Annotated in this window: 15 protein-coding genes and 1 tRNA gene; 5 read left to right on the forward strand and 11 right to left on the reverse strand. The window is 58.0% G+C overall.

Going from position 1 to position 17194, the window contains the following annotated elements:
• Positions 1-131 precede the first annotated feature (131 nt).
• Entirely contained in the window at positions 132-767 is a 636-nt protein-coding gene (locus C7S18_RS04140) for an HD domain-containing protein (protein ID WP_106890361.1), read from the forward strand.
• Between the two features lie 91 nt (positions 768-858).
• On the opposite strand, the gene C7S18_RS04145 is transcribed toward C7S18_RS04140, so the two are convergent.
• The 4 genes from C7S18_RS04145 to C7S18_RS04160 all read right to left on the reverse strand — a co-directional run bounded on the left by C7S18_RS04145 (position 859) and on the right by C7S18_RS04160 (position 5130).
• Entirely contained in the window at positions 859-1452 is a 594-nt protein-coding gene (locus C7S18_RS04145) for a metal-dependent hydrolase (RefSeq protein ID WP_170113100.1), read from the reverse strand.
• 850 nt (positions 1453-2302) lie between these two features.
• Complete coding sequence (locus C7S18_RS04150; protein WP_106890363.1) at positions 2303-3706, reverse strand: NAD(P)(+) transhydrogenase (Re/Si-specific) subunit beta; 1404 nt, start codon at positions 3704-3706, stop codon at positions 2303-2305.
• Positions 3707-3715: 9 nt separating this feature from the next.
• On the reverse strand, positions 3716-3997 hold the full coding sequence (locus tag C7S18_RS04155) for an NAD(P) transhydrogenase subunit alpha part 2 (protein ID WP_106890364.1): 282 nt from the start codon (positions 3995-3997) through the stop codon (positions 3716-3718).
• Positions 3998-4008: 11 nt separating this feature from the next.
• Positions 4009-5130 carry a Re/Si-specific NAD(P)(+) transhydrogenase subunit alpha gene (locus C7S18_RS04160; RefSeq protein ID WP_106890365.1) on the reverse strand — a complete coding sequence of 374 codons (1122 nt, stop codon included), beginning with the start codon at positions 5128-5130 and terminating at the stop codon, positions 4009-4011.
• 177 nt (positions 5131-5307) lie between these two features.
• Between C7S18_RS04160 and C7S18_RS04165 the strand changes: the two genes are divergently transcribed.
• The 4 genes from C7S18_RS04165 (at position 5308) to C7S18_RS04185 (ending at position 9658) form a co-directional block, all read left to right on the forward strand.
• Positions 5308-6279 carry a ribokinase gene (locus C7S18_RS04165; protein ID WP_106890366.1) on the forward strand — a complete coding sequence of 324 codons (972 nt, stop codon included), beginning with the start codon at positions 5308-5310 and terminating at the stop codon, positions 6277-6279.
• Positions 6276-7256: a tRNA dihydrouridine synthase DusB gene (gene dusB, locus C7S18_RS04170; RefSeq protein WP_106890367.1), complete on the forward strand. Its 981-nt coding sequence runs from the start codon at positions 6276-6278 to the stop codon at positions 7254-7256. Before C7S18_RS04165 ends, dusB begins: the two co-directional genes overlap by 4 nt.
• Positions 7257-8040: 784 nt before the next feature.
• The gene (locus C7S18_RS04180) at positions 8041-9192 is read left to right on the forward strand and encodes a helix-turn-helix domain-containing protein (RefSeq protein ID WP_106890369.1); all 1152 of its coding nucleotides are present in this window, start codon (positions 8041-8043) and stop codon (positions 9190-9192) included.
• Entirely contained in the window at positions 9179-9658 is a 480-nt protein-coding gene (locus C7S18_RS04185; protein WP_146151748.1) for a DUF4411 family protein, read from the forward strand. Before C7S18_RS04180 ends, C7S18_RS04185 begins: the two co-directional genes overlap by 14 nt.
• Before the next feature lie 1343 nt (positions 9659-11001).
• Here C7S18_RS04185 and C7S18_RS04200 read toward each other — a convergent pair.
• From C7S18_RS04200 to C7S18_RS04230, 7 genes are all read right to left on the reverse strand, one after another.
• Entirely contained in the window at positions 11002-12822 is a 1821-nt protein-coding gene (locus tag C7S18_RS04200) for an AAA family ATPase (RefSeq protein ID WP_106890373.1), read from the reverse strand.
• Positions 12819-13184 carry a CHC2 zinc finger domain-containing protein gene (locus C7S18_RS25250; RefSeq protein WP_106890374.1) on the reverse strand — a complete coding sequence of 122 codons (366 nt, stop codon included), beginning with the start codon at positions 13182-13184 and terminating at the stop codon, positions 12819-12821. The genes C7S18_RS04200 and C7S18_RS25250 overlap by 4 nt, the downstream gene beginning before the upstream one ends.
• Before the next feature lie 6 nt (positions 13185-13190).
• Positions 13191-13445 (reverse strand): helix-turn-helix transcriptional regulator, encoded by a 255-nt coding sequence (locus C7S18_RS04210; RefSeq protein ID WP_106890375.1) that lies wholly within the window; start codon positions 13443-13445, stop codon positions 13191-13193.
• Between the two features lie 108 nt (positions 13446-13553).
• On the reverse strand, positions 13554-14480 hold the full coding sequence (locus tag C7S18_RS04215) for a hypothetical protein (protein WP_106890376.1): 927 nt from the start codon (positions 14478-14480) through the stop codon (positions 13554-13556).
• 116 nt (positions 14481-14596) lie between these two features.
• Positions 14597-15829 (reverse strand): tyrosine-type recombinase/integrase, encoded by a 1233-nt coding sequence (locus tag C7S18_RS04220; protein WP_106890377.1) that lies wholly within the window; start codon positions 15827-15829, stop codon positions 14597-14599.
• Positions 15830-16000: 171 nt separating this feature from the next.
• Positions 16001-16077 (reverse strand) — tRNA-Arg (locus tag C7S18_RS04225).
• 153 nt (positions 16078-16230) lie between these two features.
• Positions 16231-17016: an enoyl-ACP reductase FabI gene (locus C7S18_RS04230; RefSeq protein ID WP_106890378.1), complete on the reverse strand. Its 786-nt coding sequence runs from the start codon at positions 17014-17016 to the stop codon at positions 16231-16233.
• Positions 17017-17194: the final 178 nt, after the last annotated feature.

The raw sequence follows: 17194 nt of genomic DNA on the forward strand, positions 1-17194 counted from the left end.
ACCCCGAGAATTGGTGGGCCGGACGACCCTGATAGCCGGAACATGGGGCGGTTGTGCGCGGATTCAATATGGCCGCCTGCATGCCCCCTGAATTCGTGGCATAGTGGGCCATGCCTTCCTCCAGCCCGTTGATGCAAAAGGCCCCCCTGGCGATCCCAAACGCCATGGTGCTGACTGTGCGGGCCGCCTATGAGTCGCCGCCGCGGGCTTACCACGGCTTCGCGCATATCGAAGAGCTGCTCGGTCACTGGCTGAAATTTGATGCGCAGCGCCTGTGGCAGCAGCGGGCGGACACGTGGCTGGCCATGCTGTACCACGATGCCGTCTATGAGCCGGGCCGACGAGACAACGAGGCCTTGAGTGCCGCTTTGGCGCGCCATGAGTTCGAATCGCATCTACCTGCCGGCAGTGTCGATACTGATCGCGTTTGCAGTTTGATTGAGATGACGGCAAAACACGGCCGGCTGCGAGCCCAGGATCTGGACGACGATGCACGCCTGTTTCTGGATTGCGACATGGCCATTCTGGGGGCGAGCCCCGAGCGATTCCAGGCCTACGATCGCGCGATTGCCGAGGAGTACCGCGATTCGTTGCCAGGGTGGCTGTTCCGGTTCAATCGCCGCCGGTTCTTGAAACGACTGTTGGAATCCCCGCGGATTTATTTGAGTGAGCCCGGTGCAGCGCTGTGGGAGAAACCGGCGCGCGAGAACATCAAGCGGGCGATACAACAAGGGCGAACGGCGTTGGCGGCGGGGGCAGGGCGGTAGGGCGCTATGGCTTCAGGTTTCAGTTCGGCAAGTTCCTTCTGAGCCACAGTGCGCGATGTTCGTGGCTGGCCTGCTGATCGGCGCAATTGGGTCAGCGTGAAGTTCGAAAGCGTGCGTTCAACTGACTGCGCCATTTGCGCAGTACGGCTACCAGGGTCAGGTCCGCAGTGGTATGAATGCCGTGCAAAGGTGAATAGCCCTGCTCTGTGGCACGCTTGAACGTTACTGCCAGCAGAGCGATGCTGATCAGCATGTTTTGCCAACTGACTAGTGGCCATTGCCAAGGCCAAGTCACCACAAGTGCACCAGAGACAGGCTCCAGATAGTGGATCGGCCAGAGGTCTTCCGGTGTTGAGCCCCGAGAGCCCAGCAAGTCGCAGAGGAAATGAAGGTGGACAGCGACAAACGCGAACACTGCGACACGCATGCGGCTCCGGGCCATTGCTGCCGCCGCGATTGCGAAGGCCACCGCAGCCGGCAGCCCGTGCCCAAGCATACGATGATAGTCCTGGTAGTAACTGGTCTCGGGTAAGTCGCTGAAGCGCGTGTAAGCGTCGACCAAAATGCCCAATCCGTCGAGATCGGGTGCCAGTCCGGCCAGGCACACAAGCGCCTTGTCGCGCGCTGATTCGACTCGCCGCTCAAGCGCGACCCAACCGACCAAGTAATGCGTGATGGGGTTCAAGTTCAAAAGCTCGTCTGTTCTGAAACAGTGTAGCGTGATGCGAAAGGACCCGCCTGCAGGGCGGTCAGCCGATGGTAGTCGCTGAACGGCCTATTTGCTGTGATGCGGGTAGGTCGGAGGATGCGGCTTCAGTCGCGAACCAGTCTTGCTACAAGAGAGATAACGGCCCGAAGGCCTTCTCATCAAACATGCAATAACCCGTTGACGTGCATAGCAAAGGTCGTTGCGGGCGGTGCCAATTGTGATCGCAAGTAACCCCCTCCCCAGCCCTCCCCCGCGCTTGCGGGAGAGGGAGCGCTCCCTCTCCCACGCGAGTGGGAGAGGGCTGGGGAGAGGGCTACTTGCCACAATGTGCTGTCGTGAAAATCGCTCATCGTCACTGACAGTTTGATGCACGAATCAGCGCACCTTCGGTTCGACTGGCACTCTCATCAAACAAGTAATAAACGGTTGACGTGCGTAGAAAAGGTCGTTGTGGTTGGTGCCAATTGTGATCGCAAGTAACCCCCTCCCCAGCCCCCCCGCGATCGCGGGGAGGGCAGTCGGCTCCCTCTCCCACGCGAGTGGGAGAGGGCTGGGGAGAGGGCTACTTGCCACACTGCGCCGTTGTAAGAATCGCGCATCGTCGCTGCCAGTTTGATACGCGAATCAGCGCACCTTCGGTTTGACTGGCACTCCCACAAAGAGCGATTCGGTAAGGGCGACTTCAGCCGCGAATCGACCTGGCCGCAGAATTGATAAGGGCTCGATGGCCCACAAGCAATCGTTGAAACATCCCAACCATCGATGCGACCAAAAAAATGCCAGCAAACGCTGGCATTTTTCACATGGCCTTAAGGCAACCGAAAGCTCAGTGCCCACCACCCGAGTCAATCCCCTTCAACTCGGTAATCAGCTTGCTCGCTGCTTCCTGGCCATCGGCATACAGCATGCGGGTGTTGTCCTGGTAGAACAACGCGTTCTCGATACCGGCGAAGCCCTTGCCCTTGCCGCGTTTGATGACGATCGTCTGTTTGGCCAGGGCCACATCGAGGATCGGCATGCCGTACAAAGGCGACGTCTTGTCGGTCTTGGCAACCGGGTTCACCACGTCATTCGCACCGATCACAATGGCCACGTCGCAGGTCGGGAACTCGGGATTAATTTCTTCCATGTCGACAATCAAGTCGTAAGGCACACCGGCTTCGGCCAGCAGCACGTTCATGTGACCCGGCATGCGGCCGGCTACCGGATGGATGGCAAACTTCACGTCCTTCTCGCGCGCGATCAGCTGTTTGCAGAGTTCCCAGATCTTGTGCTGCGCCTGGGCGACCGCCATGCCGTATCCCGGCACGACAATCACGCGGTCGGCCATGTACAGCAGCGACGCGGCATCGGCCGCTTCGATCGGTTTCTGCGAGCCAGTGATCTCGGCGCCGCCTTCGCCACCGCCAAAGTTCGAGAACAGCACGTTGCTGATCGGCCGGTTCATGGCCTTCGCCATCAGCTGGGTCAGCAGCATGCCGGCCGCACCCACCACCATGCCGGCGATGATCAGGGCTTCGTTCTGCAGCACATAGCCTTCAAAGCCCACGGCCAGACCGGTCAGCGCGTTGAACAGCGAGATGACCACTGGCATGTCCGCGCCACCGATCGGCAAGGTCATCAGTACCCCGAAAGCGAGCGCGGTCACGAAGAACGCGACGATCAGGTTCTGATCCAGCGCCACGAAGGTGTAAGCACCAAGACCGACTGACGCGAGGAACACCAGCAGGTTGACGGCTTGCTGACCACCAAAGCGGAACGTCTTGTCCATGCGGCCATCGAGCTTCGCCCACGCAATGAACGAGCCAGTCAGCGAGATCGAGCCAATCAGCGCACCCACGACGGCCAACGCGAGTGTGACCTTGTCGGGCGCCTTGCCAGCCGCTTGGAACTTCAAGAGCTCCATGGCGCCAATCGCCGCGGCTGAGCCGCCGCCCATGCCGTTGAACAGCGCCACCATCTGCGGCATGTCGGTAATCGCGACCTTTTTGCCCCAGAGCCAGTTCGGGATGACACCCACCGCAATCGCCGCCAGAATCAGCAGCAGATTGTGGTTGCCGGTGACCGCGAACGTGGCGAGGGTGGCGAGCACCATGCCGAAGCCGGCCTGGACAATGCCTTTGCGCGCAGTGACCGGTGAGGCCATGCGCTTGATGCCCAGGATGAACAACACCGCAGCCAGAAAGTAGCTGGCCTTGGCGACGAGTTGCAGAATTTCTTGCGTGTTCATGCCGGCTCCTTAGTTCTTGCTCGACTTGAACATCTGCAGCATGCGCTCGGTGACCACGTAGCCACCCGCCGCATTGCCTGCACCCAAAGCCACCGCGATGAAACCGATGACGCGCAGCAGATTGGTGTCAGCCTCCGCCAGCACCACCATCGCACCCACCAGCACAATGCCATGCACGAAGTTCGAGCCGGACATGAGCGGCGTATGCAGGATCACTGGTACTCGCGAAATGATCTCGTGGCCAGTAAACGCCGCGAGCATGAAAATGTACAGGGCAACAAAACCATCCATTGTCGGGCTCCTTAAGCGTTCTCGATCGCTTTGCGCGTCGCTTCGTGTTTGATTTCGCCGTCGAACGTCAGGCACGTGTTGGCGATCAGATCGTCGGTCCAATCCAGGTTCAACTGGCCGTCCTTGATCATCAGGCTTGTGAAATTGAACAGATTGCGCGCATACATTTCGCTGGAGTGCACAGCGCCCATGCTGGGCATGTTCACTGGGCCGATCACTTGCACACCGTTGCTGGTGACGACGGTTTGGCCGGGCTCGGTCAGTTCGCAGTTGCCGCCGGTTTCGGCGGCCAGGTCAACCAGCACCGCACCCGCTTTCATGCCCTCGACCATGGCCTTGGTGATGATCCGTGGCGCGCGGCGGCCGGGCACAGCGGCCGTGGTCACGATCACGTCGATATTGCGGACGTGATCGCCCAGGCGCTTCTGTTGCTCAGCTTGTTCCTCCGGCGTCAGTGCACGCGCATAACCACCGGCGCCAGCCGCAGAGACCCCGAGATCCAGGAACTTCGCACCCAGCGATTCGATCTGCTCCTTCACTTCCGGCCGCACGTCAAAGCCTTCCACCTGGGCGCCAAGTCGACGCGCGGTGGCAATGGCCTGCAACCCGGCAACGCCGGCGCCGACAATCAGCACCTTCGACGGGCGAATGGTGCCGGCCGCAGTGGTGAGCATCGGAAAGAATTTCGGAGACGCCTGGGCCGCGATCAATACCGCCTTGTAGCCAGCCATGCCCGCCTGCGACGACAACACGTCCATGGCCTGGGCGCGGGTGGTGCGCGGTAGCAGCTCCATCGCAAAGCTGGTGATCTTGCCGTCGCGGAGCAACTTGACGCGCTCGACTGACGCATGCGGCTGCAGAATCGAGATCAATACGGTGCCGGGCTTCAGTTGCTTGATCGCCTCATCCGTCAGTGGTTGCACGGCGAGTACGACATCACTGTCGGACAGCACGGCATTGCTGATGTCGGCATCCTTGTATGCCTCATCCGGAAACGCCGCGGACACGCCGGCGCCAACCTCGATCCGGGGCTGCGTGCCCAGGGCTTTCAACTTCTTGGCGATCTCAGGGGTCATGGCCACACGTTTTTCGTTGGCCACGGTCTCCTTGACTGCACTGATCACGATTCCCATGGATGCTCCCATACGATCCTCAGATCGTTGATCCTAACCGGACTATTCCACCAGCCGCAACGCTGGCTTTGCCATATGCGGAGCCGGGATCGGCCGAAGTTGACGGGTCCTGTCCCAGCCCCGCGCTGAGACGGGCATTTGATATGATTCGCAGCCATTTTTGGATGCGAAAAGCCCATGTTTCCGATCGAGGTTGTGGTCGTCGGTTCGTATGTCCTGGACCACTGCTGGAACACCCAGACCTTTCCGAAGGTGGGCGAGACCCGTATTGGGACCTTCAGTGCCGGGCCGGGCGGCAAGGGGTTCAATCAAGCCGTGGCGAGCCAACGCCAAGGCGCACGCACTGCGTTTCTCGGTGCCATAGGCAAGGACTTGTTGGGCGACACCGCGCGCCAGTTCGCCGAAAGCGAAGGCTTGCATGCCGTCTTTGACGTGCGCCCGGATGTGCCGACGGCCGCCGCGAGCATTGTTGTTGATGCGAAAGGCCAGAATCTGATCTGTGTGGCGCTCGGCGCCAACGAAACGTTGAGCCCCGAATTCGTGCGCAGCCAGGAAAAACTGATCAGCCAGGCCAAGGTGCTGATCTGTCAACTTGAGAACAACCTGGAAGCCACACGCACCGCGCTGCAACTCGCGCGCCAGCACAAAGTGTTGTCGATCCTGAACCCGGCGCCGATCAATGAAAAACTCGATTTGGAGCTCTTGCGCCTCGCTGATGTGATCACGCCGAATGAGTCCGAGTTCGCGTTTCTGGTCAAGCATCTGCTGAATCGCGATTTGCATCAGCACTTCTTCAACCTGGCCGACGGCCTGGTGCATTTGATGTGCCGAGAGCTTGGCGTGCCCACCGTCATCATCACGCTGGGCGAAGCGGGGTGTTTCATCTCGCATGACACCGTCCAGCGCCGCGGTGATGGCGACTTGTGCTATCGGATTCCCGCTGAATCGGTGCGCGTGCGCGATACCACGGGCGCTGGCGATGCGTTCAACGGTGGACTAGCCGCTGGGCTCGTGCAGAACGCGTTTGCGAAGCCGTTCCGGGAGGCGCTCCGCTACGCCAATCAGGTTGCCGGCTTGTCAACTGAGGCGGCCGGCGCCGCGCCGGCCATGCCCACGCACGATCAGGTTCGGGCGCGTTTCCCGTCATGAGGATTGGTCCTTACCAGATCGATCCGGCGCTGGCGCTGGCCCCGATGGCGGGCGTGACTGACAAGCCGTTTCGCCTGCTATGCAAGCGCTTGGGTGCAGGCTTGGCGGTGTCCGAGATGACCCATAGTGACCCACGCCTCTGGCAGACCCGAAAGTCGCGCACACGGATGGATCACCAAGGTGAGCCGGCACCAATCGCCGTGCAGATTGCCGGCTACGACCCCGCCATGCTGGCCGAGGCCGCACGGTTCAATGTGGCGCAAGGCGCGCAGATCATCGACATCAATATGGGTTGCCCGGCAAAGAAAGTCTGCAATGTCTGGTCCGGCTCCGCGTTGATGCAGAACGAGGCATTGGTCGCTGACATTCTGAAGGCGGTGGTTGCAGCCGTGCCGGTGCCCGTCACGCTGAAAATGCGCACCGGCTGGAATCACCAGAATCGCAACGCACCCGTGATTGCGCGCATTGCCGAAGACGCCGGCATCGCTGCACTGATCGTGCATGGCCGCACGCGTGTGGACATGTACGAGGGCGAAGCCGAATACGACACGATTGCCGAGATCAAAGCGAGCGTGCGCATTCCGGTCGCTGCGAATGGCGATGTGGTGACTCCGGAAAAGGCGAAGCAGATTCTGCAACACACCGGCGCCGATGCGTTGTGGATTGGCCGTGCAGCGCAAGGGAATCCATGGATCTTCCGTGAGATCACGCATTATCTGAAGACTGGTTTGCTATTGCCGAGGCCGAGCCGCGCCGAGCGCTGCGAAACCCTGCTCGGACACGTGCGCGCGCTGCATCAGTTCTATGGCGAACAGCAAGGGCTCCGCATCGCCCGCAAGCATATTGGGTGGTATCTGAAAGCCGAGGCAGGTACCGAGACGGTTCGACAACAGGTCAATGCCAGCAATGCTGCGAGTGAGCAGTTGGACTTGTTGGCGTCCTATTTCGAGCAGGAGCCGATGGCCGTGGCGGCTTGAAGGCTGAAGCCGATTTGATCCGGCGAGGGCAGCAGGCGACGGTGCGGCAAGATTGATTCGGGCCTGAAGGCCCTCCCACAAAAAGCGAATATGGCTCGCCGCAAGCTTGGTTCGGGCCTGAAGGCCCTCCTACAAAAAGCGAATAGGGCTCGCCGCAAGCTTGATTCGGGCCTGAAGGCCCTCCTACAAAAAGCGAATAGGGCTCGCCGCAAGCTTGGTTCGGGCCTGAAGGCCCTCCCACAAAAAGCGAATAGGGCTCGCCGCAAGCTTGGTTCGGGCCTGAAGGCCCTCCTACAAAAAGCGAACAGGTCTTGCCGCAAGCTTGGTTCGGGCCTGAAGGCCCTCCTACAAAAAATCGAACAGGGCTCGCCGCAAGCTTGGTTCGGGCCTGAAGGCCCTCCCACAAAAAGCGAACAGGTCTTGCCGCAAGCTTGGTTCGGGCCTGAAGGCCCTCCCACAAGAGCGAACCGATTTTGCCGCAGGAAGTGTCCGGGCCTCGAGGCTCTCTTGCAACAAGACAAACCTGACGCATCAATCTGGCGTCCTCGGCCGGAGTCGAACTTCTATTCTAGTGCTTTGATAGTAAATGATTTTAATTCTCACTGTGTAAAAGAAACCCCCAAAAGTACCCCACAAGCTTTCGGCCAGGATTATCAGTTCTTGAGACTTTTCAACGCTAGCTTGAGAGTTGGCACCTGAATGGCGTACTGTTCGAACATCAACGAACTTGAACCTTTGGGGATATCTGGCTCGGCTTCATTCGACTTTGGCTAGACTCGCAATCATGGAGCGAATTCAAACAGTTAATCCAAGACGTGTGGAGTGGTGCCTCGGTGATAGAGGTGCCGATATATTGGCTTGCGCGCGCGAAACTGGGATTTCTGAATCCAATTTGGGAAAGCTGCTGGATGGTGATTATCACCCGACAGTCAATCAGCTGGAGAGGCTGGCTGAGTTCTTCGGTCGGTCAGTGCTGTTCTTCCTAGACGCATCCGACGTCCCGGAAAAGGGAATGCATTCGCTGGCATTCCGAAGCATTCTGAATCAGAAGCCCGAGTTGACTCCGAAGATCAGATTGCTTATCGAGCGAGTGGAACGGCAACGCGACATATTTGTGAGCCTCCGAAAAGAAATCGACGAGGAATCATTACCACGATTTGTAGCGCCGAAGATCAATCCGAAAGATGTCCCTGGCGCCGCAGAAAAAGTTCGCAAATGGTTGCGCCTAGGGGACAAGAATGACTTTCAAACTTACCGGCAAGCCGTTGAGTCGCGGGGGATTTTGGTCTTTCGGAGTAATGGCTACCTTGGGCAGTGGCAGATTGCAAAAGGAAGTCCAATTTTGGGCTTTTCGCTATTTCATTCTGCATGTCCTGTGATCTTCGTGAAAAAGGCTCGATTCGAGTCACGGCAGAGTTTCACGCTCTTTCACGAATTGGGGCATATCATTCTGCACCGCAAAAGCTGGATCGATGACGAAAGTAGTCTCAGTTCTGCTGAAGGGCATGAAGCGGAATCTAACCGGTTTGCGGGCTTGGTGCTTGTTCCTGATGCCTTGCTCGATGAGGTCCCGGACCGAGTTCGCCCACATGAAGTATCGGAGTTTGATGCTTGGCTGGAGCCCTACCGCAGGCAGTGGGGCGTGAGTAGTGAAGTAATTCTCAGGAGATTGCTCGACGTCGGTCGATTGACCAAACGCGATTACAACGCTTATAGAGATTGGTGCAGCCGCCTTGAACCGGCAATTGAGGACTCCGGTGGAAATCGACAGTATCGGTATCGAGAGCCAAGGCATTTGTTTGGTGATCCTTTTGTCAGAGTGGTACTGACCTCACTGAGTAACCAGAAAATTACTCTAAATAGGGCCAGCACGTTTCTAGACAACCTGAAGATTCACGATCTGCATCAACTGGAGCAGTACTGTGCCAGTGTTTGATGCGTCCTCAATGCTGCGGGGGTGGGATCAATATCCCATCGCGCTATTTCCTGGTCTTTGGAGTTGGCTTGGCAAACGCGTTGCAAGCAAGTCCATTCGTCTACCGAAAGTAGCGTTTGGCGAGGTCGGTCACAAAGCGCAGGATTGCTGCGAGTGGCTAGAAGCAAATGATCACAAGGTCATTGTTGCTACCCCACAGATTTACGACACTGCATTGCGTATTGCGACTGCGTTGCAGATAGAAAATGATGCTTTTGACCCTGAAGGCGTAGACCATAATGATCTACTGATCATCGCGACGGCTTGCGTCCAGAAGGACACTTTGGTAACAGATGAGTCCTTACAGTTCAAGCTTCCAAAGAATCTAAAGAAGTATAAGATTCCGGCGGTCTGTGATTTGCCCACCGTAAGAGTCAATTGCGTCAGCTTTCTCAAGTATATAAGCCAAGCGAAGTCGGCCTTCTAGTTGCGATTCCGGCACATTGACTTGCACTAACGGCATTCTAGAGTTCGATTGTGCTAGGTGAACTTCAGTTTCAGTTGAATGTTCTTGCGTGCTAGGCATTGGAGTTTTGAACTGACTTTCCGCTCCCATGTGGTCCGGAGACGTCACAATGGTTCCAAGTTCTGCCCCTACCCCCCCAAGCCTAAGCGAAGTATCTCTTTTCAGTCAGTACACTTTCCGCAGTCGTTCGCGGATAACGCTGACCTAGAGTACGTAAGCCCGTAGAGGCTGTTCACTGGTAGGCTTAAGCGGTATTCGATAGTTGGGGCAAGCAGCAATGCCAAATCCAAAGCTTTGTGCAATCTGCGGTTTTCGTCCCGCGACGACCCGTGACCACATCCCGCCGCGCTCAGTGTTTCCACGGCCGCTTCCCGTAAACATGATCACAGTGCCGGCATGCGCGCATTGCAACAACGGCGCGACCGCCCAAGATGAGCAGTTCCGTTTGTACTTGGCGGCCACAACGGCATACGTGAATGACGATGCGACCAAGGTCTGGATTGAGCAGGCAATGCGGACGTTGATTCAGAATCAGAGAATCAAGCGGGAGCTATTTGGCAATCTTCCGACAGGCGGCGAGCCGGTTGTGAGACCAGATGGGCAAATCGGAGTGCCTATTCATTGGCCGGCGCGATTCTATGTACCGGTACTGGAAAGGATGACGCGAGGGCTCTACTACCATCATCAAAAGCGAGTGCTTGGTTCTGCTGCTGAGTGTGAAGTCCAGATGCTTTCGGCACTCCCTGAACCTTTCCACGAGTTGACCGATCCTTGGCCAGGCGGCCAAGTGGGAGGCGATGTCTTTACATATCGTTTTGGGATAGTCGATGATCTCCGATCCTTCTGGATATTCCAGTTCTATCGCGCGCATTGGGCGACAGTCGAAACTTTCCCGAAGGGCGCTGGTCGAGTGCCTCAATAGGATTCGTGTCTTGTGCAACAGCGGAATGCAGGTATTGAGAAGCCCAAGCGTGGGCTGTATTGCGGATCATTCTCGATTTGTGAACACATGACCGAACGCAAGCAATTGAAGACCGTTCCGGGGTTGAAATTCGGATTCGAACTTTGACTTTGGCTGGGTAGACCGATTGGCAAAATCTGCGACTAGGTAGAACTTGCGCTTCGTCGCCCCGTATGCCGGAAAGTCCAGGGAGGACCCGCCGCCAATCTCGGCAAGTCCCCCAGGCAAGGTTGCATTGACGCCCGGCAGTCTCGACAGTCCGACAATTGGTATTCCGAGAGTCGCCAAACCCTGGAATCGGCGCATGTCTGGCGCCCAAAGTTCGTTGTCAATCGACCAGCAATCAAAGTTCGGGCTGATTCGATTGCCCGTCATATGCCCCCAGTGGGCCACGATCATTCACGCCATTCGCCACAGTCGCGCCAGTTGCGCCAAGCTCAGGGAGTGGCGCAACTGGCGCAACTGGACCCAAATTGGCGCGACTGCCGTCCGGAAGGCGCCAAACTGCAGGCTGCCCAAAGCCGGTGCGATCGGACTTAATGCCTGCTTTTCGCATCGCCCGTTGAATCGTTCTTTCAGAGAATCCGGCGTCCTTCGCTGCCTCCTTCACTTCCGATGCTGGTCGTGGTCCGTTGCAGAGCATTTCCCGAAGCCAATCTATCGCGCTCTTGGTCTCGCCCGGGACTTGCTCGTTTGCAGGGGCTTCCAATTCCCCGAGAATGGTGCGGGCCGAACCTTTAACAGCCTCGGCAAAGACCGCCTCAGAAGTGATGATCAACCCGCCTTTTGCTTCGATCTCTCGTTGCTCCAGGCGGTAGCGAAACCCGCCGTCATCGGGGCCAATGTTTGACTTGGCTCGAAGAAACACGCGCGCATCGCCGCCACCTTCCGCGTTTGCGTCTTTGCCCACGACCAAGACAACGCGAGGAACGGCGCCAAATGCGAGGCTGCCCGTGATCCGTTCAATCGGGCTTCGATTGCTGGTTCCCTTGCTGAAGTGAGTGATGCCGATCATACAAACCCTCAAAGACTCGGCAAGGTCAACCAGTGGCTGCAGGCTCCGCCTAACTTCGGTGTTCCTGTGCGAATCGCCTTGTGTGGCTGAAACGACTGGATCAAGAATCAACATGCAAAGATCAGGCATCTGCCTTGCAGTGTCTTCCAACAGCTTCATGTCTGCTGCTGGATCAAACGCTCTTGAATGGGCGCCATCATTGACGCCATCGATAAACGACACGCGATCAAGATCGGCGCCCGCCGCAATGAGTCGGGGCACCAGCGTGTCCTGAACTGAATCTTCACCCGACCAGATCAGCACGCTACCTGCTGGCGCTCTAGTGTCGTCGGGCCATGTCCCGCCTTTGGTCAATGTAGCGGCCAATTGGAGCGCAAGCGTTGTCTTGCCCGTCCCGGCATCGCCAGCAAGAATGTGAATCTTGCCGCGCGCAAGCCATTCCGTCCAAAGCCAACATATGGGCGTGATCGGAACGCTGCTTGCTTTGATCAACTGGACGGACGGGCCGCTGAGAACTGGCCTAGATGCAATTCTCTCGGCCTCATATCTGGGCAGCGCCATAACATCGATCGCCGTTGCGTCCCTGTTGGCCGCCAGCCAGTCGACAACATCGCCGGATTCCGTTACTCCGATTTCGTCAGCCTGGATGATCCAGACTTTGCAGCCCAAACGCGCCAGGATCGTCACCAGTGCATCGGCGTACTTCTGCCCGGCGTCGTCATGGTCCGGCCAGATAATGCACTCCCGGCCCGCTAGCGGCGTCCAGTCTGCACCGTCGGCGCTGGTTGCGCTGCCGCTTGTTGTAGCAATCAGATTGAGCTTTTCCAAGGCTTCAACCTTCTGTTCACCCTCAGTGATGAACACCGGCATTGATGGATTTGCTTTGATCAGCTTGGGCAGGCGATACAGTGGCTTTTGTCCCCTTGAGATTGTCGGCTCTCCGACTACGAATCGTTCGCCGTCGTGATGGAACGGACGAATTAGCTTCTTGCCGCTAGCTCTCTGCTTGAGCCGAGCCCGCCAGTATATTGGGCGGCCTTCGGCGTCCTGATATTCGTGCAGGCCTGTTGGTTCAAAGCCTTTGGCGATGCTCTTTTGAAACAGCCTCCTTGCCGCTTGCTTCGGGGTCTCAGCATGGGGGCTTGTCATGCGGCCCCCTTGATCAGTTCAAGTACTGCGGTCCGGAAGTCCAGCCCGTAGCGCTTCATGTGGAAGCCGACCTGATCGCCACCACCGCACCCGGCAAAACATCGCCAGAAGCCGCTTACGGTGTGAACGCTCAGGCTTGCGTTTCGGTCCTCATGGAACGGGAAAGCGCCTTGTGCCCATCCTGCACCGTTTGGCTTGGATAGCTTCGCGATCTGTCCTCGGTAATACCTTTCGGCTTCCGGCAAGCGTTGCCGCCAGTCTTGCGGGATTCTGTTTGCTGTATGATTGCGGGGTCGAGACTCGCCAAAGCCGACCACCGCGCCCCGCTTAGTCGGGGCGTGCGTGCTTCTGGGGTTTCGCATTGTGGCTCACCCCGCGTTTCTGATTGGCATACTTGGATTCGGGGTGTTATCGCCGCTGGCAGCTTCGCGCGCGATGCGTCCGATTAGCGCGCGAATGTCCTCGACCTTCCAGGCAGTGCAGCGGTCAGAGAGTTTCACGCCTTTGGGAAATCTCCCGTCCCGAACGCCCGCCCACCAATGGGAGCGGGAGACCGGGATCACTTGCAAAACGGTGGGGAGTCTTACGAAACCTGTTTCGGGCAGTTGTGTGCTGAGTTGCATCGGTTTGGTCCACAAAGGCCGCCACCGGCCTAAGGTCTCCTATGTTCGTCATAGGGCCCGATTTGTGAATACCGCCTTCCGGTAGCGTCTAGCCTTTGCCGGTAGCGTCTAAGCATTTCTTAGCCACTTGCGAACTGTCGGTTGCTCAAACCCAAGTTCACCGGCAATTGCTTCTGCGGCGCTCTCTTTGCTCCCTGGGTACTTCCCGCTTTTGTACATTTCGATTGCGCGGGCCTTCATGTCTCGGTTCTTCTTGTGCCGTTGATTTAGCCCGAGCTGCGAAAATCGATGCACATCATTGTCAGTCCGAGTTGCGACCCCAACTTTTTTCGTCGATGATTTGTTGTAGGACGCTTGAGAACGATCCCATGCACCGTAATATCTCGCTCCAGCGGCATGTGCAAGTAGTTCTAAAGCTGCCGGGGTGTTTGCCGCCGCCGCATCAATAAAGACGATCGCCAAGGCTTCGTACAATTCCCAGTCATTCTCACAGACTGGTTTGTCAATCTCTCGCGAGTCTTCAATCCAAGTTTTGAACACTCTTGCGCTGGTGTTTCCGTCGAGTTGCATTCGTTCGCGCCCGAAGAGCAGTTGGCTGGGAAGCATCGCAACATGGTCGGCTTGCAACCAGTCGACTGACTCAATCTTTGCGAGTAGCCACTCAGCTTCGGCCTCGTCATTCTCTATGCATGCTTCCCGGTACCGCATAAGCAAATCTGCGAGCGTGCAGCGCGTATACTCGGCCCGGGCGGTCGCAACAAGCCGAAGTGCCCGGTCGGCGTCGTGCGGACCGCGAATGAAGTCCCAGCATTCGTTAGCTTCACTCGCGAGCGGGAAACCCCGTTCGTCATCTGTGGGTATGAGAATACCTTCATTGACCGACTCAGTTCCGACGCGGAATCCAAAAAGTCTGCTTGTTGCATCGCATCGAAAACTTCGCACAAGTGCTTCGAGAGCATCGCCGTGCGGTTGATATCCCATGCCGGCCCTGTGGCTCCTTGCGAACTCGATTAACTCAGCCAATTGATCGCTCATTGGGCACCTGTATTGCACGCTACACGCCGCCGCCAGCGCAGCGGGTGGGGGTTGTCCGTTTTCAGCTGGCCGGTTTTCCTTTTACATCGTTGACGCTAACAATGTTGCGCCTTGGCTCAACTGGATGCGTTTCGATGCATTGGTATGACATTTCGCCCGTCACTTGATTTCAGCGCTTCCAAGTAATCCGCCCATGCCTGCATCATCCGTGCCCGTTCGGTCAGGTATTGCGCGCGATTGTAGACGGCACGGACCTTGTTCCGCTCGGCATGCGCTAGTTGCCGTTCGATCAGATCAGGTGCCCATCCCATTTCATTCAGTCGTGTGCTTGCGAGGGCGCGGAAGCCATGACCGCTCATGGTTTCCTTGTCATAGCCGAGTCGGCGCAATGCGGCGTTGATGGTGTTCTCGCTCATCGGTCGGCCGGAACTTTGCAGGCTCGGAAAGCAATACATGCCGGTTCCCGTCAATGGGTGAAGCTCGCGAAGGATTGCCAGTGCTTGCGTAGCGAGCGGGACAATGTGTGCCTCTCGCATCTTCATGCGTGCTGCGGGAATCCGCCACGTTGCGGCCTGGAAGTCGATTTCTGCCCATTGCATGGCGCGAAGCTCGCCCGGGCGGACAAACAGCAAGGGCGCCAGACGAAGGGCGCAACGGGTCGCGAACTGGCCTTGGTAGCCATCCAGCGCCCGAAGCAGGGCGCTGATCTCGGTCGGGTCGGTAATAGCAGCCCGTGGCGTGGAGACCACTGGCGCAAGCGCGCCCCGAAGGTCTGCGCTCGGGTCCCGCTCGGCCAAGCCATGGCCGATGGCATATCGGAAAATCTGCCCGGCCCGCTGCTTGGCACGGTGCGCGGATTCGCGAGCGCCTCGGCCTTCGATCCGCTTCAAGACTCCGAGCAATTCAGGCGCCGTAATTTCACCAATTGGCCGGGAGCCAAGCCAAGGCAGCAAGTCGTTTGCCAGTACCGCATGGGCGCGTTCATACGTCGCCGGGGCCATCTTGGCCTTCTGTTTCTCAAGCCAGCTTGTGGCAACCGCCTTGAATGAATTTTCCGACGCGACTTTGGCCGCTTGCTTGGCAGATCGTTTGATGGCCGCCGGGTCCTTCCCATCGCGCAGCATCGTGCGCGCGTCGTCTCTGCGTCGTCTTGCTTCTGCAAGGCTCACTTCGGGGTAGGTGCCAAACGAAAGCAATTGCTCTTTCCCGCTGACGCGGTACTTCATTCGCCAGAGTTTGGAACCGCTCTCCTTGACCAACAGATAGAGACCGCCGCCGTCTTGGTACTTCTTGCCGGCGGCCAAGCTGTTCAATTCCTTGGCATTCAGTTGGTTGATCTTGCGGAGCATTGTCGATTCTCCTTCGATACCCCCAACAGGGGAGAAGTACCCCGAACAGTACCCCCACTTGGCGCTGGATTCAATTGGACGGTATCGTACCCCCTGAAACGACAAACCCCGCACGGGGCGGGGCTTTGGGCGGGATTCCTGGATTTCGCTGGACCCTGAAGAAACCTGATATGGCGTCCTCGGCCGGAGTCGAACCGGCGACCTTCCGCTTAGGAGGCGAACGCTCTATCCAACTGAGCTACGAGGACTTTGGGGGCTGATTTGCATGCATCGCAACATGCTCGTCCCGCAATGGTAGCGGGCCGGTTTCGATTGCTGCAATTGCTGCACGCGCAGAAAGACGCCCGAAATCGGCGTTGTTCGCGCCGATTTCGATGTGCAAAACCGTTGTACTTGTGGAATCAATCCAGCCCGGTCATCCCGAGGACGTTGTAGCCGGCGTCCACGTAGGTGATCTCGCCGGTCACGCCCAGGGCCAGGTCGGAGCACATGAACGCGGCAACGTTGCCGACATCCTCAATGGTCACGGATCGGCGCATCGGAGCGGCGCTTTCGACGTGGTCGAGCATCTTACGGAAATTGGCGATGCCGGCTGCGGCCAGTGTCTTGATGGGGCCGGCCGAAATGCCATTGACGCGGATGCCATCGGGCCCCATGGCGCGGGCCATGTAGCGGACATTGGCTTCCAGGCTGGCTTTGGCCAGACCCATGACGTTGTAGTTTGCAAGCGCCCGCACGGCACCGAGGTAGGTCAAGGTCAGGATCGCGCTGTTGTGGCCCTTCATGTAAGGCCGGAATGCCTTGCCCAGCGCCGACAGGCTGTAGGCCGAAATGTCGTGCGCGATACGGAAGCTCTCGCGGGAGATTGCATCCAGGAAATCGCCCTGGATCGACTCGCGTGGCGCGAAGCCAACCGAATGCACCAGGATGTCGATTTGCGGCCAGGCCTCGCCCAGATTCTTGGCGAGGGCATCGATCTGCTCATCAGAGGCGACGTCGCACGGAAACACGAGCGAGCTGCCAAATTCCTTGGCCGCCGACTCCACACGGTCCTTCAGGCGCTCGTTCTGATAGCTGAAGGCCAGTTCCGCACCTTCGCGGTGCATGGCTTCGGCAATGCCCGTTGCGATCGAGCGATCGCTGGCGATACCAATGATCAGGGCGCGTTTGCCGGTCAGAAATCCCATGGTGGCTCCAAGTCAATAAAAGGTCAGCGGCACATGGTAACGGCAATGACCTCGGCCGGGCATCTCTTTCAAACGCTTGTTGCAGGCCGTCTCGAAGCTGAATTGGCGGCCATGGTCGTCCCCCCGCAGCGATGAGAATTGCTTGGACAATCGCTACACTCCTTCGCAAGTGTCTGAT

It is taken from the genome of Ahniella affigens (genome assembly GCF_003015185.1).
GTDB lineage: Bacteria > Pseudomonadota > Gammaproteobacteria > Xanthomonadales > Ahniellaceae > Ahniella > Ahniella affigens.

Bases quoted from the DNA above. Each gene is read 5' to 3' on its own strand.
- C7S18_RS04140 (WP_106890361.1), top strand. From the start codon at position 132: ATGCAAAAGGCCCCCCTGGCGATCCCAAACGCCATGGTGCTGACTGTG.
- C7S18_RS04150 (WP_106890363.1), bottom strand. From the start codon at position 3,706: ATGAACACGCAAGAAATTCTGCAACTCGTCGCCAAGGCCAGCTACTTT.
- C7S18_RS04155 (WP_106890364.1), bottom strand. From the start codon at position 3,997: ATGGATGGTTTTGTTGCCCTGTACATTTTCATGCTCGCGGCGTTTACT.
- C7S18_RS04160 (WP_106890365.1), bottom strand. From the start codon at position 5,130: ATGGGAATCGTGATCAGTGCAGTCAAGGAGACCGTGGCCAACGAAAAA.
- C7S18_RS04165 (WP_106890366.1), top strand. From the start codon at position 5,308: ATGTTTCCGATCGAGGTTGTGGTCGTCGGTTCGTATGTCCTGGACCAC.
- dusB (WP_106890367.1), top strand. From the start codon at position 6,276: ATGAGGATTGGTCCTTACCAGATCGATCCGGCGCTGGCGCTGGCCCCG.
- C7S18_RS04180 (WP_106890369.1), top strand. From the start codon at position 8,041: ATGGAGCGAATTCAAACAGTTAATCCAAGACGTGTGGAGTGGTGCCTC.
- C7S18_RS04200 (WP_106890373.1), bottom strand. From the start codon at position 12,822: ATGACAAGCCCCCATGCTGAGACCCCGAAGCAAGCGGCAAGGAGGCTG.
- C7S18_RS25250 (WP_106890374.1), bottom strand. From the start codon at position 13,184: ATGCGAAACCCCAGAAGCACGCACGCCCCGACTAAGCGGGGCGCGGTG.
- C7S18_RS04210 (WP_106890375.1), bottom strand. From the start codon at position 13,445: ATGCAACTCAGCACACAACTGCCCGAAACAGGTTTCGTAAGACTCCCC.
- C7S18_RS04215 (WP_106890376.1), bottom strand. From the start codon at position 14,480: ATGAGCGATCAATTGGCTGAGTTAATCGAGTTCGCAAGGAGCCACAGG.
- C7S18_RS04220 (WP_106890377.1), bottom strand. From the start codon at position 15,829: ATGCTCCGCAAGATCAACCAACTGAATGCCAAGGAATTGAACAGCTTG.
- C7S18_RS04230 (WP_106890378.1), bottom strand. From the start codon at position 17,016: ATGGGATTTCTGACCGGCAAACGCGCCCTGATCATTGGTATCGCCAGC.